Origin of the sequence: Flagellimonas alvinocaridis (assembly GCF_965248585.1) — a bacterium.
Classification (GTDB): domain Bacteria; phylum Bacteroidota; class Bacteroidia; order Flavobacteriales; family Flavobacteriaceae; genus Flagellimonas; species Flagellimonas alvinocaridis.
Map to the genome: position 1 here is coordinate 3,386,967 of NZ_OZ252111.1, position 18,142 is coordinate 3,405,108.

Consider the following 18,142-nt stretch of genomic DNA (forward strand, 5'->3'; position numbering starts at 1 on the left):
CAATGCTAAAAATAGCCTACCATTCCATTTACAGGCATCCATTACCGGAAGGGCATCGGTTTCCCATGATCAAGTATGAGTTGTTGCCCCAACAGCTTCTTCATGAAGGTACCTGCGGCAAAGAAAACTTCTTTGAACCCTCTTTTCCTGATGTCAAATCTATTTTAGCGGTTCATACCGAAGCATATTATGAGGATTTGATAAACCTACATCTAGATAAGCGTGCCATTCGAAAAATAGGTTTTCCCTTAAGTGACGAATTGGTGAAACGTGAACAGATTATTGCAGATGGCACAATCAAGGGTTGTGAATTTGCACTTGAACATGGTATTGCCATGAATATCGCAGGAGGAACCCATCATGCGTATTCCAACAGAGGCGAAGCTTTTTGCCTATTGAACGACCAAGCCATAGCGGCCAGATATCTTCAAAAAAAAGACTTGGCCAAGAATATTTTAATTATTGACTTAGATGTACACCAAGGCAACGGTACTGCCGAAATTTTTCAGGACGACCCCACTATTTTTACGTTTTCCATGCATGGAAGGGGTAATTATCCCTTCAAAAAGGAAACTTCGGACTTGGATATCCCTCTGGAAAAAGGTACCACGGACCAAGCGTACCTTTCCATTTTAAAGCACACCCTACCCGGCCTTTTAGATAAAGTACAACCGGATTTCATCTTCTATCTCTGCGGTGTGGACGTACTGGCCTCCGACAAATTGGGCACCTTGGCCATGAGTTTGGAGGGATGCAGAGAACGTGACCGCTACGTGCTGGAAATGTGTTATAATGCAAAAATTCCAGTACAATGCTGTATGGGAGGAGGGTATTCTCCCGACATTAAGGTTATTGTAGAAGCCCATGCCAATACCTTTAGATTGGCGCAGGACATTTATGCGTAATTTTATCGCCTAATTTTTATTTTCAATCGCCATGAAATTGTTCAAATACTTCATTATTATCTTAATTGTGATTCCCGTAGCAGGTCAAGAATTACAACCAACAAAAGAGAAAAACCTCTGGAACAACTTCACCTATGATGTTGGAAACATTTTTGGCGGGGTTGGCCATGCCTATTCACGGCCATTTCATTGGCAAGGAAACGATTGGGCCAATTTTGGATATCTGACTGGAGGCACCTTGCTTCTTTTTACCGCGGATGACGAGCTCAACGATTGGAAAAGCGGTTTTCGCAAAGACATTCCTGATTTTGTGATTGACTATGGACATGAGTATGGCAGTCCTGAAAACAATTATATGCTCACAGGAGGAGTATATTTGGCCGGACTCTTTACCAAAAATGAAAAACTGAGACGGACCGGGGTGCTCCTGATTTCGTCTGCCACCGCAGGTGGGTTTTTACAACAAGTGAGCAAGCGTATCATAGGTAGGGCAAGACCAAAAAGTGGAGCCAGTTCCAGTACGTTTGACCCATTCCACTTGGACCGTGTATATGATTATGACTCCTTCCCATCTGGCCATGCCATGTTGGCTTTTAGCAACGCATATGCCATTGCCAAGCAATTTAAAAGTCCTTGGGTGAAAGCAGGATTATATACCGTTGGCATGATTCCCGGTATGGTCCGGGTTGTGGATGATTTCCATTGGGTTTCTGATGTTGCTTTTAGCACTGTACTGAGCATTTTTATTGTAGAATCCATAGACAAGTACTTGGATTCCAAATACGATGAGAAATACAATGACAACCAATCAAAATTAAGCTGGAACCTTTCCTTTGGCCCAAATACCATGGGAGTTGCCCTTCGTTTTTAGCTTGGGAGTCAAACAATTGTTAATAATTTTTTATTTAGATTGATTTAAAATAATTATTTTTGCCCATCCACTGTGTTGATAGATGGGAAAGAAGAAGAAAAAAGAAGAAAAAAAACAGAAAAAGGCCTTGTTGAAAGAACTTCAGGTTACTAACTGCAAGACCAAGTGCTGTAAAAAATATAAAAAGGGAGAAAACAAGCGTTGCAAGCGCTGTCCTTGTTTTGACCTTTTAAAGAAAGTTGCATAAAAATCCACCAATTGGTGGATTTTTTAGTCTTATTGGTTTCTTTTTGGGGAAGTGTTCAAGACCATTCCATTTTCCATTAGCTGTTTTAAGTATTCCGTATCCGAAGAAGAAAGATACTCATGGGCCCTTTCAAAGAAACGTCTGCTATGGATACAGCCTTCCGTACAATTTTGTAGGTGCCGTTGATAGGCCTCCTTTTTGCTTTTCATGTATACCAGATAGGCCGTAAAGTTTTCTGTTCCCAATTGGCGCTCATAATTATGCTGGTCCGTCCAATAATCCAGTTCATCCTGTAGGTCCATGGCTTCCAATTTCTGCTCATATTGCGCATCACGAAGGGCTAGATCCTCATAAAATCTAAAGTTTTGAGGTACAATACTCTCCTGTTGGGCCAATAACAATGGTCCAAAGCAAAGGAACAATATGAAGGGGATCATAGCTTTCATGGCAATCTTTTTTTAGTAAGACGAACAAGTACCCCAAAGCTTGCATCTATTTACTTTAAGATATCATGAAGTCATAGTAAACAAAAAGAAAGGGGACAAACTGCCCCCTTTCTCGTTCACATGTAGGAATCGTCTTATTTACCTATCATTAAAAGCTCATTGCATTTAATTTCAGTGACATACCGTTTCTCACCTTCCTTGGTTTCATAGGCACGGGACATCAACTTCCCTTCAATGATGACTTCCTTTCCCTTGACAAGATAACTCTCGGCTATCTCAGCCATTTTCCCCCAAGCCACAATATTGTGCCATTGCGTATCGGTTACTTTTTCGCCATCTCCATTTTTGTAGGATTCATTAGTGGCCACAGAGAACTTGGCCAGTTTGTTTCCATTTTCCATGGTGATGATTTCTGGGTCGTTCCCCAGGTTACCAATTAACTGTACTTTGTTTCGTAGTGAATTCATGATTTAAGATTTAAGCGTTAAACAGTTACTACTATCGAATAGGTTTTGTTCGACAGGGCAAACTTAGCAGCCGTTCAAAGCATGAATCGGTTTGAAATCATTTGTTTTCGTTTGTAAACGCATGTAAATGATTGAAATTTAATATAGGTGCCGATTGATTAAATCAAGCAACAATCAAAAGGAGAGTGACCAAATACATCCAAAGAGTGTCTTAAGATGAAACTCAACCAAACAACACAAATGATCATACGGTGCATCCACAAATACACAGTAGTAAAACGCTTTAGTCTTGGAAAACGGTTATATGATAAAATGGAAACCATCTACATCCAAGAGCATGACCATCAAAATGGAGAGTCCCAAAAAGTCTTTAATAGCGACAAAGAGTATGTCATTGATATTTCTGCCGATATATACGTTGCTCTCAACAAGGATTTTATTGTGCGAAATCGGGACAATGAATAAAATACCACCTCAAAACTGTTAATAGAGTGTTTAGAGACGTTAAACCATGTTAAATACTTGATTTTCTGAAATATACTTCTATATTAATAATATGGATATCATAAAAACAGACTTCAATCCTATTATCTTCTAGGTCGAGCAATTGACCCTTATATCCATATTGGGAAACCTTCTTTTCCCACAACCCAGCGTACAAAATGCATTTCTTATTAAGCCCGATTTATGGACCAAATAGGGTATGCATCAAATTAAACACAAAGTCGAATCAGAAAAACACAAAAAATGGAAACTGTAAAAACAAAAAACAAGACATTTAAAAAATTAGGTTTTACCTATTTGGAGACTGCCGAAATTGTAGTCACTCTAAATACTCTACTTGCCAACTATCAGGTATTCTACAATAAACTGAGAAATTTTCATTGGAACATTGAAGGTCCAGAATTTTTTGAACTCCATGAAGTATTTGAAAAAGAATACAACACCACCAAGGAAAACATTGATATTGTAGCAGAGCGCATTCGCGTCTTTGGCGTGAAACCCAACTTTACCCTAAAGAAAACCATTGAGCTTTCTACCATAAAGGAACCTGAAAAAGAACTGTCCGCTATAGAAATGGTACGGGAAGTACTAAACGATTATGAAATACTACATAACAATATGCTGGACGGTATCAATGCCGCCTTGGAAAGTGGTGATGTGGCCACGGAACAAATCCTCACCGATTTCCTTATGCACATGGAAAAAAGAAATTGGATGTTCACTGCTTATCTCAAATAATTCTTGACCACACCCTGAGAAAGAAAATATGTATCATTTAAAAACATTTACCCATGAAAATCCTAACAACATTCTTATCAATTTTTATACTAACCGGTATGGCAGGATATGCCCAAAGCCAAGACTCCGGTCATATGAACGCCACTATCCATAAAACTTTTTCCATTGAAAAAGATGGCACCGAGGTTCCATACAGCCTTAAGGTCATGGAGCATAGAAATTACCCCATGGTCTTGAAACAAAAAGAGATGAGTCAAGTTAATCAAAATAGAAAAGAGAAACCGGCAGTAGTTACCAAACTCATTGCCGTGGACAAAGACAATGATCAAAATTATGATCACTATATGGTCTTAAAATACAGACGGTCCGTAACCGATAGTTTTAAGGTAGTTCCCACAAAAAAGGGGTTTGCCGTCAAGATAGACGACAAAACCATGCAGTATTTTGTAACGAAAGGTATTTACTTTATTGACAATACCGATAAAGACTTTTTCTCTGTAGAGGAATTCAGGGAAATATAATTTCCTTTTTCAGATTTCGTTTTTTGATTGACAAATGGGCCGGGAGCATATCCCGGCTTTTTTGTTGTGTAAAATTGAGCCAAGCATAATACCTTTGGTAAAATCAACATTAAGTAAATTCTATGGCACCTTGGTTGCAACCCATTACGCTGGAAGGAGAGTTGGTAAAGCTGGTCCCTATGCTAGCCGAACACAGAGAGGCTTTGGTCTCCGCAGCTTCAGATGGTAAACTTTGGGAGTTGTGGTATACTTCCGTTCCATCCGCCGACACCATTGACACTTATATGGGTATTGTCTTTTCGGAACAAAAAGCGGACAGGGCACTTCCATTCGCTATCATCGATAAAAAAACCAATACCGTTGTAGGCAGTACCCGCTATCTGAATGCCGATGCCCAACACAGAAGGGTTGAAATCGGGGCGACTTGGTACGCTGAACGGGTACAGCGAACCGGGGTCAATACCGAATGCAAGTATCTACTCTTGAAACACGCTTTTGAAGTGTTGGATTGTATTGCGGTGGAGTTCAAGACCCATTTTCATAATTTTCCTTCGCGCAATGCCATTCTTCTATTAGGGGCCAAACAAGAAGGAATCCTGAGAAACCATCGCATTGATGAAAGGGGAGTTATTCGGGATACGGTGCTCTTTTCCATTTTGGACAGCGAATGGAAAGCCGTAAAAACTTCGTTGGAATTTAAGATGATGCGAGGGAAATCCAAGCCCTGATTACATTTTGGCCTGTTTCAAAAGACTCGCAAAATTATAACTGGCCAATTCCAGATTCCGGTAGCTTTTGGCCTTGGCATCCTCCAAATTGCCCACATGGTTCAAAATGGAAACCCCATACTGTAGTCCCATCTTCTGCATATCCTCAATGGAAACCTCCATGGAACCGCAAAAAGCGGCAACTGGAATATTTTTTGCCCGGGCCGAGCGCACTACCCCATTGATGGTTTTTCCAGAAAAGGTCTGACCATCCATTTGTCCTTCGCCAGTGATGACCCAATCAGCATTTTCCAAAGCATCATCAAAACGGGCCAATTGCATCACCAGATCCACCCCAGGCGTTAAATGGGCATTCAAGAAAACAAAGGTCCCAGCTCCCATACCTCCTGCGGCACCAGCTCCTGGAATTTGCTGTACATCCACATCAAAAACAGCTTGGAGTACTTGCGCAAAACTTTCCAACCCTTGGTCCAAAAAGACCACTTCATCTGGAGAGGCTCCCTTCTGGGGTCCGTATATGTGGGCCGCGCCTTGTTTGCCATGCAAGGGATTATTGACATCGCAGGCCACTTGAACATTGATTTCAGATAATTTCCCGTGAACTTTTTCCTTGCTGATGTGCTTTACATGGATAAGATTCCTCCCCACAGGTTCCAAAACTTGCCCATCCTTGTCCAAAAATTCATACCCCAAGGCCATGGCCAACCCCATGCCTCCATCATTGGTGGCACTGCCCCCAATACCAAGAACAATGTTCCTAGCCCCTTTTTCCATCGCATCCACGATCATTTCACCTATTCCCAAAGAAGTGGTGTGCATGCAGTTCATTTCCGATTTGGCCAATAATTTATACCCTGAGGCTTCGGACATTTCAATGAATGCCGTTTTCCCATCTCCCGAAAGCAGATAAGCCGACTCTATCTCACGAAAAAGAGGATCATTTACTTTAACGGAAACCATTTCTGCATGAAGATAATCCATCACAACTTCAATGGTACCATCCCCGCCATCGGCCAAGGGCTTTTTGACGATATCAGCAGTAGGAAAAACTTTTTTTATCCCACTTTCAACCGCATCACAAAATTGCCGCCCAGTGAGCGAACCTTTATATTTATCGGGAGCCAGAACAAATTTCATACTTACAATGTACTCAAGAATATTGGAGAATCCCCCAGTTTTTTATGTTTTGAAATTTTATGGATCATAAAACGGCACAGGTTTTGCTTCTTGGGGGGAAGTATTTACCTTTAAATAAAAAATCAAAAACGCATGAAAAAAGTAATCATTCCCATTATCGGGCTATTGTTCTCAACAGCCATTTTTGCACAATCAAAGAGTTTCTTGGATGTTCCCTATTTGGAAACCTCGGCCCAAGTGGACACTTTGGTCACCCCAGATAAAATTTACCTCAACATCACCATTCAGGAAAAGGATTCCAAAGGCCGAAATTCCGTGGAAGAGCAGGAAAACAAAATGGCCCAACGCTTAAAGGCCCTTGGGGTGGATTTGGACAAGCAATTGGTGATCAAAGACCTCAGTAGTAACTTTCAAAAATATTTTTTACGTGGGAAGGAAGTGCTAAAAAGCAAACAGTATTCCCTTTTGGTATACTCTGGAAAACAGGCCGGTGAGGTCTTGATGGCCTTGGAGCAGTTGGATATTGCCAATGCTTTTTTGGAAAAAACCGAATATTCCAAAATGGATGAACTGGAACTGGAACTGAAGACCAGAGCCGTGAAAAAGGCCAAGCAAAAGGCTAATGCGCTCACTAAACCGTTAGGACAAAAAGTGGGATCTGCCCTTCATATCGCAGACCACTCGCAGCCACACTATCCCAGATACAACCAAGCTCCAATGATGGAAATGAAAGCAGTGAGTGCCGACATGGGCCAAGCACAACCCTTGGACATCGATTTTGAAAAAATAAGAGTGGAGACCACGGTAAATGTAAAGTTTGCATTGTCCAATTAATAGCTGGCCGTTCGTCTTACCATAAAACATCGTATGAGAACTGCAATTATCCTGCTCCTGTTCCATGTGGGTATGGTTTCGGCCCAAGAAACCTTACAATTGACCGAAGGTCAACAATCCCCAAATGCCACACTGGAAGATGTATCTTGGATATCTGGGCATTGGCAAGGCGAAGCCTTTGGCGGCATTGCTGAAGAAATCTGGGGTCCCCCGCTCGGGGGCTCCATGATGTTTGTCTTTAAACTGGTCAAGGACAACAAGGTTTCTTTTTATGAAATAGGGCATATCCAACAGGTGGAGAATACGATGATTTTACAGTTGAAACACTTCCAAGGAAACCTCAGAGGATGGGAAGAAAAGGATGAAACCGTTGATTTTAGGTTGGTCAAGGTTGAAAAGAACAAGGTTTTTTTTGAAGGACTCACCATGGAACGAGTCAATGAAAATGAGATGAACGTTCATGTTCTTATTGAAGATGCCGATTCTGCCGAAGAAGTGCTATTTGCCTACAAGCGGGTTCCTTAACGGTCCTTAATCCAAGATGGAAAGTCCAGCGGTCGCCATTCTTTTGAGACTTTCCGAAGTAGGGTCCACTTTGGCCAAAACCCTGAGTCCATTGTATAGACCAAAAAACATTAACCCAACATCCTGTGCATTTTTGGAGGCATCGATTTGGCCCTTGTCGATTCCCTTTTGGATATAATCCACAAAAACTGCTTCCATGTTCTCCCTGTTCTTTTGGAGCATTTCCTGAATGGCCGCATCTCCGGGAATGAGCTCTGTGGTGGTATTGACTACAAAACACCCCTTTTTGGACAGATCACAAAGGGATTCATTGATGGCCATATCAAAAAGCTTTCTGAGTCCAACACGAACATCATTTTCCTCTGCGAACAAGTTTCGGATACAGCTACCGCTCACCTCAATATAGTGTTCCACGGCGTTCTGGAAAAGGGCTTCTTTACAGCCAAAGGTATCGTATAAACTGGCCCTGTTGATACCCAAATGGGATACCAAATCCTGCATTGAAGTGGCATGGAACCCTTTTTCCCAAAAGAGTTCCATAGCCTTGTTCAATATCTCCGCTTCATCAAACTGCTTTACCCTTGGCATGTGTTTCGAAATAATTCTTTCGAAAGTATTCAAAAAATTACACTTGCGCCAATCCTCCATCCACGGGAATCTCCGCCCCGGTGATATAACTACTGTCCGAAGACCCCAAGAATACGGCTGTGGTGGCAATCTCATCCACAGTCCCAAACCTGCCTTGGGGTATCATTGAAGGAAGGTTGGACGCCATCTGGTCCACATTCTCCTGAGGCGCATTGTGCTTGATGTAAATAGGAGTGTCAATAGGTCCCGGTGCTATGGCATTTACCCGGATTCCCTTGGGTCCCAATTCGGCAGCCAATGTACGGGTCAGTGACCGTAATGCCGCTTTGCTAGATCCGTAGGCTGACATGCCCGAAAAGCCTTTTACGTTTACAATGGAGGTGTTGAAAATGATACTAGCCCTCTCATTCAAATATTCATAGGCTGCCTTTACGGTAAATAGCGGGCCTCGCACATTTATGTCGTACACTTCGTCGAAAATCTGCTCGGTCAGATGTTCCAAAGGCTCAATTCTAAAGACTCCTGCGTTCAGAAACAGGATATCAATCTTCCCAAACCGCTCCACGGTCTGGGCCACAAGGGCCGCACTGTCCGAGACACTGGATGCTTCGGCCCTTACCAATAAGTACTCTCCTGAAAGTTGGTCCTCTAAGGCGTTCAACTTGTCCTGACTTCTACCCGTAAGGACCACTTTGGCCCCTTCCTCGAGGTATCTTTTGGCCGTTTCCAGACCCATTCCACTTGTTGCCCCGGTAATGATGGCTACTTTTCCCAATAGTTTTTTCATGGTGTAATTGTTTTATGTTTTTATTTTGGAATGAATGTTCCAATACAAACATATTTATTTTAGAACGATTGTTCCAAATAAAATTCAAGGTTTATCCTTTTCTTAACAATCCCCATCAGTTTTTGTAACTTACCTTACATTGCGCATGACCCCGAAAACGGTTTAATTTCATTGGAAACATATCATATGGCACAATCATTTTGGCTGGACAAAGAGTTTATCAAACAGGATTTTACGCAAACCAAGTTGCCCAAAGGGGATTATGAAAATTGTCGCTTTGTGGATTGCTTGTTCACCAAGGGGTTTTTGGACAACCAAAACTTTGTGGAGTGTACCTTTGAGGACTGTGATTTGACCAATGCCAATATAGCCCATACCACTTTTAACGAGGTGGAATTCATTAATTGCAAAATGGTGGGGCTTCAGTTTGACAGCTGTAATCCCATGCTGCTATCGTTTCAATTTGACGGATGTAATCTTTCGGTGGCTTCTTTTTATGATTTGGAAATTCCCCAGACCCAGTTTCTAAATTGCAAGTTGCACCAGACCGATTTTTCCAACACCTCCCTAAAAGGGAGTTCCTTTTCAGGTTCTGACCTGAAGAATGCTATTTTTGAGAATACCGATCTGGAGGGGACGGATTTTGAAACTGCCTTCGGTTTTTCCATCGACCCCACTAGAAACTCCCTCAAAAAAAGTAAGTTCAGCAAAGAGGGTCTCATAGGTTTGTTGAAAAAGTATGATATTGTAGTCACCTAAATCTTATCCTATGTCCGAAAGAAAATGTTTGGAATGTGGGGCAAAGCTCTTGGGCAGGATTGACCAGAAATACTGCTCCGACCACTGTAGAAATGCCTATAACAATCGCCTGAACAAAGACAGCAAAAACTTGGTGCGCAACATCAATAACAAACTGCGCAAAAACTATCGTATTCTGGATAGTTTTCCATTAAAAGAAGGGAAAACCACCACTACAAAGATGCGATTACTGGATAAAGGCTTCGATTTTGAATACATTACCAACCTATATACCACCAAAAAGGGCAGTACCTACTATTTCGTTTATGACCTTGGGTATTTACCTTTGGACAACGATTATTATATGATCGTAAAACGGGAGTGATAAAATTTTACTTCCAATTCTGTGCATTGAGCTTTAGGGCTGCCACTACAATGTCTTTGCGGCTTATCTGGCCCACCAGAATATCCTTTTTCATTACCGGCAACCTCCTACGGTTATGTCGATCAAAGACACCGGCCGCATCAAAAATGCTCATGTCATGCGGAATGGTCTCCACCTCCTTGGTCATATACCGTTCCACACTTTTGTCCAATATAGGTTGATTGAAGTACCTACTTTCAGAAATCTGTTTCATACAGTCCGCTTCGGAAATGATGCCTACCAAAAATCCATTATTATCCATAACTGGCCCCCCAGATATGTGATACTTGGCAAATGCTTCCATTACTTCCAAAATAGATTGTTCGGGTGAAAAAGTAATCAGTTTTTTGGTCATGTAATCCTCAACCAAAATAGGAGCGTCGTACTTTTTTTTAGACTCCTCCTTAGATCGTACGCCTTGAAAACTCTTGATTGCCATAAGGTTAAATTTAAGGTTGAATATTAAATATAGCTTTTTTTAGCGAATTATCTAACTTTTTATATCCAAATATGAGAACCTTTCATAATTTCATATTTTTATGACCAAACAACGTAAAACCATGAAGTTCTCCCGAACCCTTGCCCTTTTCCTTCTCTTAGCCGCTGTATTTTGGAGCTATAAAGCCTTGACGCCAACATACGGTCCAGATATGGATGCGTCTCCGCAGATTTTTTCCACGGACAGGGCATTGGTTCATGTTAAAAATCTATCCGTAGAGCCTCATGCCGTTGGATTTCCAGGGCATGCACGGGCCAGAAGCTATATTATTTCCGAGCTTAAGAAAATGGGATTGGAAACCTCTACCCAAGAGGGATATACCGCTGGGGACTGGGCCAATCTCAGCAAAGCCACCAATATTTTGGCAAGGATAAAGGGTAAATCAGAAGGAAAAGCACTTTTGTTGTTATCCCATTATGATAGCAATCCGCATTCATCACACGGCGCAAGTGATGCCGCAAGTGGCGTAGCCACAATTTTAGAAGGAGTTAGGGCTTTTTTGGAAGAAAACCAAAACCCGAAAAACGATATTATCATACTTATCACCGATGCTGAAGAATTGGGTCTCAATGGAGCCGATTTATTTGTAAACAAACATCCATGGGCAAAAGATGTTGGTTTGGTGCTCAATTTTGAGGCGCGTGGAAGCGGAGGCCCTAGTTATATGCTCATTGAGACCAATAGGGGCAATGGAACCCTTATCAAGGAATTTTCCGAAGCCCACCCAGAGTATCCCGTAGCCAATTCCTTAGCCTACAGCATCTATAAAATGTTGCCCAATGATACGGATTTGACTGTCTTTAGGGAAGATGGCGATATTGATGGCTTTAACTTTGCCTTTATTGATGACCATTTTGATTACCATACTGCGCTGGACACTTATGAGCGTTTGGACAGAAAAACATTGGCTCATCAGGGCAGTTACCTAATGCCATTGCTCAAACATTTCAGTGAATCGGATTTGGGGAATCTTAAAAGCCTAAATGATTATATCTACTTTAATCTCCCTTTTTTCAATCTGGTTTCTTATCCCTTTGAATGGATTTGGCCCATGTTCGGGTTTGCCCTATTGACCTTTGTTATTTTATTGATTGTAGGCTTCAAAAAGAAAAGATTACATCTAAAAGATATTCTAAGAGGGTTCTTGCCTTTACTGTTCACTCTCGTGGTCAATGGAGCAATCGGCTATTTTTGTTGGACCACAATTACTTGGTGGTATCCCGACTTTAAGGATATGTTACATGGGTTCACCTATAATGGCCATTTGTACATCGTGGTCTATGTCATGATTTCTTTGGCCGTATGTTTTTGGACCTATCATAAATTTCGAAAAACAGGCACGCCCAATCTTTTGGTTGCGCCGATTTTTGTATGGTTGATTATCTGTGGCCTTGTTGCACAATATTTATCTGGCGCAAGCTTTTTTGTGATTCCTCTTTTTGGGCTTTTGGCCGCTTTTATGGTAACCCTGAACCAAGATGAGCCCAATCCTTTTTTGATGGTCTTTTTAGGATTGCCGGCAGTTTTTATTTATTCGCCTTTCATTAAAATGTTTCCTGTTGGATTAGGCTTGAAGATGATGGTGGCCGCAACGGTATTCACTACCCTCCTATTTGTTTTGTTGTTACCATTTTTCGGACAACTAAAAAACAAAGATCGTTTGGCCTATCTGTTTTTGTTTCTGTTTATGGTGTTTGGCATATCGTCCCATATTAATTCAGATTTTAATGCAGAAAGACCCAAACCAAGTAGCCTCCTTTACGTTTACAACGCAGATACGGACACTGCTACTTGGGCCACGTATGACAATAGCCCAATTGATTGGAACAATCAATTTTTGGGAGATACTAAACACAAACCCAGTACTGAGGAATATGAGACATTATCCAGCAAATACCGAACCCAGCTCACTTACATTGCCGATGCACCGAAAAAAAACATTGCAATTCCGTGGATTGATAAAGTAAAAGACACGATTATAGGTGATGCTAGGGTTCTAGAGCTGTGCATCACTCCAAAACGGGATGTTAACCGCCTGGATGTGTACACCAACCCCATCACTTTGCAAAACGCAAAAGTGAATAGAATCCCATTGTCAGAACATTTTTTGGAAACTCGAAACTCGAAACTCGTAACGCATTACATAACCAATAATGACTTTACCGAGCTTGAGTTGACCTTTCCAAAAGACTCGGTGTTGGAGCTGTCTTTTTACGAGGCTTCCAATGATTTGCTTACCCATCCGGACTTTAGCATTCCCAAAAGACCCGAGTCCAGCATTCCCATGCCCTTTGTGTTGAACGATGCCATATTGACCATTAAGACATTGCGGTTTGAATAAAAAAATTGGTGTTTTAGGATGTGGATGGTTAGGGTTTCCCTTGGCCAGACAATTGGCAAAGAATTCTTATGATGTGCATGGCTCCACAACATCAAAAGATAAGATGAATGCCCTTCAATTGGATGGGATAACACCTTTTCAAATTGAGTTGTCCGAAACGGGTATCAAAGGTGACATTCAAAAATTCTTATCCAACATTTCCATTTTAATCATAAATATACCTCCAAGATTAAGGAGTAAAAATGCCGAAAGCTATATTGAAAAAATAAAACTGCTCCATGCCGAAATTAAAAAGAGTGGAGTCTCAAAAATTATCTTTGTAAGCAGCACATCGGTATATGGTGATGTGAAAGGTAATGTTACCGAATTCACTCCTCCAATACCCAATACAGAGTCTGGAAAGCAATTACTGGCCTGTGAAAATCTTTTGATGGGAGACGCCACCCTTTACACCACTGTAATTCGCTTTGGCGGATTAATTGGACCTCAACGACACCCCGTAACCATGCTCTCCGGAAAACAAAACCTTACCAATGGTGATGACCCGGTAAACTTAATTCATCTGGATGATTGCATCCTCATGATTTCCACCATCATCCAAAATGAGTATTGGGGTGAAATTTTTAATGGCGTTTATCCATTGCACCCAAAAAAAAGGGATTACTATGTGGATGAAGCCAAAAAAAGAGATATTCCCCCACCACACTACCAGAACAATGTTTTGGAAGAAAAAAATAAGGTGGTGCTGAGCAGCCTTTTTCTAGGCAAAGGACATAGCTTCACAACTTCTATTACCACATAAAGGGCTTAATATTCCATATGGCATTTTCTTAACAGCTTTATACCGATAATTTTTTTAGTTTTGGCGCACTAAATTGAAGATCAATGAAAAAGACATTACCCCTATTACTTTTACTCATCGGTTTTAGTGCGATGGCCCAGAGCAAAAATGAACTTTTGGAACACTATCAAGCATACTATGATGAAATGCGCTTGCAAGGTGACATTACTGGTGTTATTGGAGCATTGACTCATTTAAACGTACTTGCCCCCTCCCAAGAGAGGAGAGACACCTTGTCCTTTATCTATATGAACAATGGCCAACACCTACAAGCTTTGAACACCATTGGGATTGAAAAGGATGATGCCGATTCTGATTTGGCCGTTCAGGTAAAGGCCGTATGTTTGAAGGCACTGAACCAACCCAAAAGGGCTTTGGAACAGTTTGAGGTACTTTTCAAAAGAGACCCATCTGCTTATTTGGCATATGAATTAGCCGACTTAAAAATCCAGACTGGGGATAATGCCGGAGCTTCCACCAATATAGAGTATGGTATTGCCAACGCCCAGGACGATATGAAGTATGCTTTTTATGAGAGACAGCAACCTTATGAAGTTCATTTAAAGTCTGCCTTTTACCACTTAAAGGGCCTTTTGACCTTCAATATGGACAGGAACAATATCGATGCAGCCATAGCTACCATTGATGAAGCCCTAAAATTGGATCCCAATTTTAATTTGGCGAGTTTAAGCAAGCAGGCGTTGGAATCTAGAAAAGAGAAACCAGAGGGAGGAAATTAATCCTGTTGTTTTTTCAATTCGAGCAACAACTGGTCATCTTTTTGTTCCTTCATTTGAATCAGTTCGTCAACATTTTCATTGGGCACGGCTATTGAAAGTACATAATGGGCAATCTTCCATTGCCCATTTTCTTTTTTGAGCACCCCGGAACCCCTACACAGTTTCATCTGGGTATCCAACAATTCATCAAACCAAGCAAAATCCTTGGCTTTATTGAGGTATATATTACGTTGGACCGCGGTAAAACTCCAAGCTTTTCCACGATCAAAATAAGGTTTTGAAAACGCTTTGAATTCCTCATTTTGCCAATTTTCGGTGGCATCGGTACCAATGAAGACCCCGTCATGGGTCATTTTTGCAAAATAAGCATCATAATCGGCATTGGAAGCCGCCAAGTGCCAACTATCCAATAAAGTGTCGATTCTTTCCTTTTCCGTGGTCTGTGCGCTGGCTACCATAACGGTAAGCGCCAACAGACAAAATATCTTATTCTTCATCCAAAATCAATTTTTTGTCCAACTGACTGTTTACGATAACATTTAACTGTTTACGTATCGCATTGTACGCTTCCACCATTTCTATAGTGGGCTCTGTGGTTTCTTGATTTTCCAAAACCTTGGATTTAACCTTATACAAATACGTTTTAAGTACCTGTTGTCTACTTTTCACCTGAAAACTATCAAAAAGCTCTGGATAGGTTCCTTTTTCTAAAAGTTTTTCCTTTTCAATAAGGTCATCAATGGCCAAACTCAAATCTTCATTGTTGGTTGCCTTGTACAAAACATCTATGCTTCCTGACAAAGCCTTAAATTCCTCCCAAGTTTCTACAATGGCACTTGCTTCTGGGTTCAAGGCCAATTTGGAAGGTAATTTTTGATAATTGAATACGAGCTCTACGGCCTCGGTTTCTTCAGAAGCGTTTTCTGCATTTTTACAGCTCCAAAGAGCAGCAAAGGCCATCAGTGTAACTATCAATTTTCGCATAAGCGAATGTACAAATTTTAATAAAGGCTATATTTATCCTTAAACGCAATTAACTTCAAATTAGATGCAAAAGCCTATTCTCATTTTAGGGGCATGCGGACAAATTGGTACCGAGCTCACCGTTGAACTCAGAAAAAAGTATGGTTCCGAATGTGTTATTGCCAGCGACATACGGGAAGGAAATAATGATCTAGTGAAATCTGGCCCGTTTGAACTTTTGGATGCCACAAGTTATGGCGCCATTGAAGATGTGGTAATGCATTATGAAATTGATGAAGTCTACTTAATGGCTGCAATGCTCAGCGCTACTGCAGAAAAGTTTCCTATGAGGGCCTGGAACCTGAACATGGGCTCCCTTTTCAATATATTGAATTTAGCTAGGGAAGGAAAATTATCCAAGGTATTTTGGCCTTCCAGCATAGCTGTTTTTGGCCCCAATACCCCAAAGGAAGATACCCCACAAAACACCATTATGGAACCAAGCACCGTATATGGCATAAGCAAACAGGCTGGGGAACGTTGGTGCGAATATTACTTTAAAAAATTTGGGGTTGATGTGCGTAGTGTGCGCTACCCAGGATTGATCAGTTGGAAGACCATGCCAGGCGGCGGAACTACCGACTATGCCGTTGAGATATACCATGAAGCCTTAAAGAATGGCAACTACCAATGTTTCCTGAATGAAGAAACCAAACTCCCCATGATGTATATGGACGATGCCATCCGGGCCACCATCAGCTTAATGGAAAGCCCTGCTGAAAACCTCACCATACGATCTTCCTACAATTTGGGCAGCATGAGTTTTACCCCGAGTGAAGTGGCTAAAAGCATCCAAAAACACATTCCTGATTTCTCCATAAGCTACGCCCCAGATTTTAGACAGCAAATAGCCGATTCATGGCCTAGTAGCATTGACGATACCTGGCCAGAAAGGATTGGGGATGGCAACCCAACTTTAATTTGGATCAGACCACGGTTGAAATGTTGGAAAATCTAAAACGGGATTGAGATTATTCTTCCTCTTCGGAATCTGAAAAATCATCGTCATCATCTGGCATCTTGTCCATATCATCAGTATCCAAATCTGATGTGTCTTCATCGTCATCATCATCAAAGTTCGCCATGGTATGCTCCAACTTGGAACTTATCTTTACCAAATATTTGGTGTCTTCCGTGGATACCTCAACAGCCTCAATCAACTCACCTTTCAAATTTCTAAAGTTGATCACATCGTTATCTCCATAGCCATCGGGGTATTTTTCCACAAGTAATTTCAATACTTCTGGGGTTAGCTTTTTGTAATCGACAATTACACGTTTGAGGTTGTTCATGGTGTTGGGGTTATTTTCTAATCAACCTAAAATTAGAATAAAAGTGTTTGGTTGGGAAAAAAAATTGAAAAAATTACAACTTATCAATATCTGACTTGCCGCCTGTCTTTTTCAATAATTTTATGTGGTGGATTTCCACACTTTTGTCAATGGGTTTTAGCATATCGTACATGGTAAGGGCCACTACACTGGCACCATGCATGGCCTCTACCTCCACCCCGGTTTTATAGAAGGTCTTTACAGTGATGATGATCTTGATCTCCAGTCCATCCATTTCATATTCAATACCGCAATACTCCACAGGGAGAGGATGACAATCGGGAAGCAGGTCTGAAGTTTTTTTCACCCCTAAAAAACCGGCAGCTTTGCTCATGGAAAGCACATCGCCCTTGGGGACCGTTCCGTTTTTGATGGCCTCGATCGTGGCCATATTCCCGACTTTTACTACCGCCTGCGCCACGGCAGTTCTATGGGTGGATTGTTTTTGGGTTATATCGACCATGGGCTATGTATTGACTTTCCATTGATAGGAATCATCCCCAAAGAGTTCCTTTCCGAATACAGGAACCTGGGCCTTGATTTCCTCGACCACATACTCCAATGCTTCAAACGCCACCCGCCTGTGGGGAGAAGACACAAACACAAAAAGGCAAATTTCACCTGTATTTACCTTACCCTTGCTATGGTAAATATGCATGCAGGTAATTTCAAACTTTGAAAAAGTGCTCTCCCTGATTTTATGGAACTTCTGATTGGCCATATCCTCATAAGCAGAGTACTCTATAGCCGAGACGGTTTTGCCATCGATCTCATCGGCACGTACCTGTCCCAGAAAAATATCATGTGCCCCAATCTGGGTCTTGGATTGGTGTTTTGCTATGGATTGGGCGATAAACTCTGAGGAAATGGCCCCATCCACAAATACGTTCTTGACTTTGGTCTCCAT

At 41.4% G+C, this 18,142-nt stretch carries 24 protein-coding genes and 1 pseudogene; 14 read left to right on the forward strand and 11 right to left on the reverse strand.

Going from position 1 to position 18,142, the window contains the following annotated elements; all coding sequences use genetic code 11:
- Nucleotides 1-2 precede the first annotated feature (2 nt).
- Complete coding sequence (locus ACP14V_RS15170; RefSeq protein ID WP_272608816.1) at nucleotides 3-905, forward strand: histone deacetylase family protein; 903 nt, start codon at nucleotides 3-5, stop codon at nucleotides 903-905.
- Between the two features lie 31 nt (nucleotides 906-936).
- Nucleotides 937-1,776: a phosphatase PAP2 family protein gene (locus tag ACP14V_RS15175; protein WP_272608817.1), complete on the forward strand. Its 840-nt coding sequence runs from the start codon at nucleotides 937-939 to the stop codon at nucleotides 1,774-1,776.
- 276 nt (nucleotides 1,777-2,052) lie between these two features.
- Here ACP14V_RS15175 and ACP14V_RS15180 read toward each other — a convergent pair whose 3' ends face one another.
- On the reverse strand, nucleotides 2,053-2,469 hold the full coding sequence (locus ACP14V_RS15180; RefSeq protein WP_136564730.1) for a hypothetical protein: 417 nt from the start codon (nucleotides 2,467-2,469) through the stop codon (nucleotides 2,053-2,055).
- A gap of 134 nt (nucleotides 2,470-2,603) precedes the next feature.
- Nucleotides 2,604-2,936 (reverse strand): single-stranded DNA-binding protein, encoded by a 333-nt coding sequence (locus ACP14V_RS15185; RefSeq protein WP_272608818.1) that lies wholly within the window; start codon nucleotides 2,934-2,936, stop codon nucleotides 2,604-2,606.
- Nucleotides 2,937-3,152: 216 nt separating this feature from the next.
- On the opposite strand from ACP14V_RS15185, the gene ACP14V_RS15190 reads away from it, so the two are divergent.
- The 4 genes from ACP14V_RS15190 to ACP14V_RS15205 all read left to right on the forward strand — a co-directional run bounded on the left by ACP14V_RS15190 (nucleotide 3,153) and on the right by ACP14V_RS15205 (nucleotide 5,427).
- Entirely contained in the window at nucleotides 3,153-3,401 is a 249-nt protein-coding gene (locus tag ACP14V_RS15190; protein ID WP_424987576.1) for a hypothetical protein, read from the forward strand.
- Between the two features lie 282 nt (nucleotides 3,402-3,683).
- Nucleotides 3,684-4,178 carry a Dps family protein gene (locus ACP14V_RS15195; protein ID WP_272608820.1) on the forward strand — a complete coding sequence of 165 codons (495 nt, stop codon included), beginning with the start codon at nucleotides 3,684-3,686 and terminating at the stop codon, nucleotides 4,176-4,178.
- Nucleotides 4,179-4,231: 53 nt separating this feature from the next.
- Complete coding sequence (locus ACP14V_RS15200; protein WP_272608821.1) at nucleotides 4,232-4,699, forward strand: hypothetical protein; 468 nt, start codon at nucleotides 4,232-4,234, stop codon at nucleotides 4,697-4,699.
- A 122-nt stretch (nucleotides 4,700-4,821) separates the two neighbouring features.
- Entirely contained in the window at nucleotides 4,822-5,427 is a 606-nt protein-coding gene (locus ACP14V_RS15205) for a GNAT family N-acetyltransferase (RefSeq protein ID WP_272608822.1), read from the forward strand.
- Here ACP14V_RS15205 and ACP14V_RS15210 read toward each other — a convergent pair whose 3' ends face one another.
- A complete protein-coding gene (locus ACP14V_RS15210; protein WP_272608823.1) occupies nucleotides 5,428-6,564 on the reverse strand; it encodes a glycerate kinase in 1,137 nt (378 codons plus the stop codon). It abuts the gene before it with no gap.
- A gap of 132 nt (nucleotides 6,565-6,696) precedes the next feature.
- On the opposite strand from ACP14V_RS15210, the gene ACP14V_RS15215 reads away from it, so the two are divergent.
- Nucleotides 6,697-7,398 (forward strand): SIMPL domain-containing protein, encoded by a 702-nt coding sequence (locus ACP14V_RS15215; protein WP_272608824.1) that lies wholly within the window; start codon nucleotides 6,697-6,699, stop codon nucleotides 7,396-7,398.
- 33 nt (nucleotides 7,399-7,431) lie between these two features.
- On the forward strand, nucleotides 7,432-7,923 hold the full coding sequence (locus ACP14V_RS15220; protein WP_272608825.1) for a DUF6265 family protein: 492 nt from the start codon (nucleotides 7,432-7,434) through the stop codon (nucleotides 7,921-7,923).
- A gap of 6 nt (nucleotides 7,924-7,929) precedes the next feature.
- Here the strand turns inward: ACP14V_RS15220 and ACP14V_RS15225 are convergent, their stop codons facing one another.
- Both ACP14V_RS15225 and ACP14V_RS15230 read right to left on the reverse strand, forming a co-directional pair.
- Nucleotides 7,930-8,511: a TetR/AcrR family transcriptional regulator gene (locus tag ACP14V_RS15225; RefSeq protein WP_272608826.1), complete on the reverse strand. Its 582-nt coding sequence runs from the start codon at nucleotides 8,509-8,511 to the stop codon at nucleotides 7,930-7,932.
- A 37-nt stretch (nucleotides 8,512-8,548) separates the two neighbouring features.
- The gene (locus tag ACP14V_RS15230) at nucleotides 8,549-9,298 is read right to left on the reverse strand and encodes an SDR family NAD(P)-dependent oxidoreductase (RefSeq protein WP_272608827.1); all 750 of its coding nucleotides are present in this window, start codon (nucleotides 9,296-9,298) and stop codon (nucleotides 8,549-8,551) included.
- A 186-nt stretch (nucleotides 9,299-9,484) separates the two neighbouring features.
- On the opposite strand from ACP14V_RS15230, the gene ACP14V_RS15235 reads away from it, so the two are divergent.
- A complete protein-coding gene (locus tag ACP14V_RS15235) occupies nucleotides 9,485-10,057 on the forward strand; it encodes a pentapeptide repeat-containing protein (RefSeq protein ID WP_272608828.1) in 573 nt (190 codons plus the stop codon).
- Nucleotides 10,058-10,067: 10 nt separating this feature from the next.
- Entirely contained in the window at nucleotides 10,068-10,421 is a 354-nt protein-coding gene (locus ACP14V_RS15240) for a hypothetical protein (RefSeq protein WP_136564742.1), read from the forward strand.
- A 7-nt stretch (nucleotides 10,422-10,428) separates the two neighbouring features.
- Here the strand turns inward: ACP14V_RS15240 and ACP14V_RS15245 are convergent, their stop codons facing one another.
- On the reverse strand, nucleotides 10,429-10,899 hold the full coding sequence (locus tag ACP14V_RS15245) for a CBS domain-containing protein (protein WP_136564743.1): 471 nt from the start codon (nucleotides 10,897-10,899) through the stop codon (nucleotides 10,429-10,431).
- A 121-nt stretch (nucleotides 10,900-11,020) separates the two neighbouring features.
- On the opposite strand from ACP14V_RS15245, the gene ACP14V_RS15250 reads away from it, so the two are divergent.
- From ACP14V_RS15250 to ACP14V_RS15260, 3 genes are all read left to right on the forward strand, one after another.
- Nucleotides 11,021-13,300 carry a M20/M25/M40 family metallo-hydrolase gene (locus ACP14V_RS15250; protein WP_272608829.1) on the forward strand — a complete coding sequence of 760 codons (2,280 nt, stop codon included), beginning with the start codon at nucleotides 11,021-11,023 and terminating at the stop codon, nucleotides 13,298-13,300.
- Nucleotides 13,293-14,102 carry an NAD-dependent epimerase/dehydratase family protein gene (locus tag ACP14V_RS15255; protein ID WP_272608830.1) on the forward strand — a complete coding sequence of 270 codons (810 nt, stop codon included), beginning with the start codon at nucleotides 13,293-13,295 and terminating at the stop codon, nucleotides 14,100-14,102. The genes ACP14V_RS15250 and ACP14V_RS15255 overlap by 8 nt, the downstream gene beginning before the upstream one ends.
- A gap of 83 nt (nucleotides 14,103-14,185) precedes the next feature.
- Nucleotides 14,186-14,881 carry a tetratricopeptide repeat protein gene (locus tag ACP14V_RS15260; protein ID WP_136564746.1) on the forward strand — a complete coding sequence of 232 codons (696 nt, stop codon included), beginning with the start codon at nucleotides 14,186-14,188 and terminating at the stop codon, nucleotides 14,879-14,881.
- Here ACP14V_RS15260 and ACP14V_RS15265 read toward each other — a convergent pair.
- Nucleotides 14,878-15,378: a nuclear transport factor 2 family protein gene (locus tag ACP14V_RS15265; RefSeq protein ID WP_272608831.1), complete on the reverse strand. Its 501-nt coding sequence runs from the start codon at nucleotides 15,376-15,378 to the stop codon at nucleotides 14,878-14,880. The genes ACP14V_RS15260 and ACP14V_RS15265 overlap by 4 nt on opposite strands.
- A complete protein-coding gene (locus ACP14V_RS15270) occupies nucleotides 15,368-15,865 on the reverse strand; it encodes a hypothetical protein (protein WP_136564748.1) in 498 nt (165 codons plus the stop codon). Before ACP14V_RS15270 ends, ACP14V_RS15265 begins: the two co-directional genes overlap by 11 nt.
- A 64-nt stretch (nucleotides 15,866-15,929) precedes the next feature.
- Between ACP14V_RS15270 and ACP14V_RS15275 the strand changes: the two are divergent.
- Nucleotides 15,930-16,873: pseudogene (locus ACP14V_RS15275) on the forward strand (NAD-dependent epimerase/dehydratase family protein).
- A 2-nt stretch (nucleotides 16,874-16,875) separates the two neighbouring features.
- Here ACP14V_RS15275 and ACP14V_RS15280 read toward each other — a convergent pair.
- The 3 genes from ACP14V_RS15280 to ACP14V_RS15290 all read right to left on the reverse strand — a co-directional run bounded on the left by ACP14V_RS15280 (nucleotide 16,876) and on the right by ACP14V_RS15290 (nucleotide 18,142).
- Nucleotides 16,876-17,196, reverse strand: a complete 321-nt coding sequence (locus ACP14V_RS15280) for a hypothetical protein (RefSeq protein WP_272608832.1) — start codon at nucleotides 17,194-17,196, stop codon at nucleotides 16,876-16,878.
- 73 nt (nucleotides 17,197-17,269) lie between these two features.
- Nucleotides 17,270-17,698, reverse strand: a complete 429-nt coding sequence (gene moaC / locus ACP14V_RS15285; RefSeq protein ID WP_272608833.1) for a cyclic pyranopterin monophosphate synthase MoaC — start codon at nucleotides 17,696-17,698, stop codon at nucleotides 17,270-17,272.
- A 3-nt stretch (nucleotides 17,699-17,701) separates the two neighbouring features.
- Nucleotides 17,702-18,142 (reverse strand): molybdenum cofactor biosynthesis protein MoaE, encoded by a 441-nt coding sequence (locus tag ACP14V_RS15290; RefSeq protein WP_272608834.1) that lies wholly within the window; start codon nucleotides 18,140-18,142, stop codon nucleotides 17,702-17,704.

Coding starts and splice junctions, on each gene's coding strand:
- ACP14V_RS15170 (WP_272608816.1), top strand. CDS start 3: ATGCTAAAAATAGCCTACCATTCCATTTACAGGCATCCATTACCGGAA.
- ACP14V_RS15175 (WP_272608817.1), top strand. CDS start 937: ATGAAATTGTTCAAATACTTCATTATTATCTTAATTGTGATTCCCGTA.
- ACP14V_RS15180 (WP_136564730.1), bottom strand. CDS start 2,469: ATGAAAGCTATGATCCCCTTCATATTGTTCCTTTGCTTTGGACCATTG.
- ACP14V_RS15185 (WP_272608818.1), bottom strand. CDS start 2,936: ATGAATTCACTACGAAACAAAGTACAGTTAATTGGTAACCTGGGGAAC.
- ACP14V_RS15190 (WP_424987576.1), top strand. CDS start 3,153: ATGAAACTCAACCAAACAACACAAATGATCATACGGTGCATCCACAAA.
- ACP14V_RS15195 (WP_272608820.1), top strand. CDS start 3,684: ATGGAAACTGTAAAAACAAAAAACAAGACATTTAAAAAATTAGGTTTT.
- ACP14V_RS15200 (WP_272608821.1), top strand. CDS start 4,232: ATGAAAATCCTAACAACATTCTTATCAATTTTTATACTAACCGGTATG.
- ACP14V_RS15205 (WP_272608822.1), top strand. CDS start 4,822: ATGGCACCTTGGTTGCAACCCATTACGCTGGAAGGAGAGTTGGTAAAG.
- ACP14V_RS15210 (WP_272608823.1), bottom strand. CDS start 6,564: ATGAAATTTGTTCTGGCTCCCGATAAATATAAAGGTTCGCTCACTGGG.
- ACP14V_RS15215 (WP_272608824.1), top strand. CDS start 6,697: ATGAAAAAAGTAATCATTCCCATTATCGGGCTATTGTTCTCAACAGCC.
- ACP14V_RS15220 (WP_272608825.1), top strand. CDS start 7,432: ATGAGAACTGCAATTATCCTGCTCCTGTTCCATGTGGGTATGGTTTCG.
- ACP14V_RS15225 (WP_272608826.1), bottom strand. CDS start 8,511: ATGCCAAGGGTAAAGCAGTTTGATGAAGCGGAGATATTGAACAAGGCT.
- ACP14V_RS15230 (WP_272608827.1), bottom strand. CDS start 9,298: ATGAAAAAACTATTGGGAAAAGTAGCCATCATTACCGGGGCAACAAGT.
- ACP14V_RS15235 (WP_272608828.1), top strand. CDS start 9,485: ATGGCACAATCATTTTGGCTGGACAAAGAGTTTATCAAACAGGATTTT.
- ACP14V_RS15240 (WP_136564742.1), top strand. CDS start 10,068: ATGTCCGAAAGAAAATGTTTGGAATGTGGGGCAAAGCTCTTGGGCAGG.
- ACP14V_RS15245 (WP_136564743.1), bottom strand. CDS start 10,899: ATGGCAATCAAGAGTTTTCAAGGCGTACGATCTAAGGAGGAGTCTAAA.
- ACP14V_RS15250 (WP_272608829.1), top strand. CDS start 11,021: ATGAAGTTCTCCCGAACCCTTGCCCTTTTCCTTCTCTTAGCCGCTGTA.
- ACP14V_RS15260 (WP_136564746.1), top strand. CDS start 14,186: ATGAAAAAGACATTACCCCTATTACTTTTACTCATCGGTTTTAGTGCG.
- ACP14V_RS15265 (WP_272608831.1), bottom strand. CDS start 15,378: ATGAAGAATAAGATATTTTGTCTGTTGGCGCTTACCGTTATGGTAGCC.
- ACP14V_RS15270 (WP_136564748.1), bottom strand. CDS start 15,865: ATGCGAAAATTGATAGTTACACTGATGGCCTTTGCTGCTCTTTGGAGC.
- ACP14V_RS15280 (WP_272608832.1), bottom strand. CDS start 17,196: ATGAACAACCTCAAACGTGTAATTGTCGATTACAAAAAGCTAACCCCA.
- moaC (WP_272608833.1), bottom strand. CDS start 17,698: ATGGTCGATATAACCCAAAAACAATCCACCCATAGAACTGCCGTGGCG.
- ACP14V_RS15290 (WP_272608834.1), bottom strand. CDS start 18,142: ATGGAGACCAAAGTCAAGAACGTATTTGTGGATGGGGCCATTTCCTCA.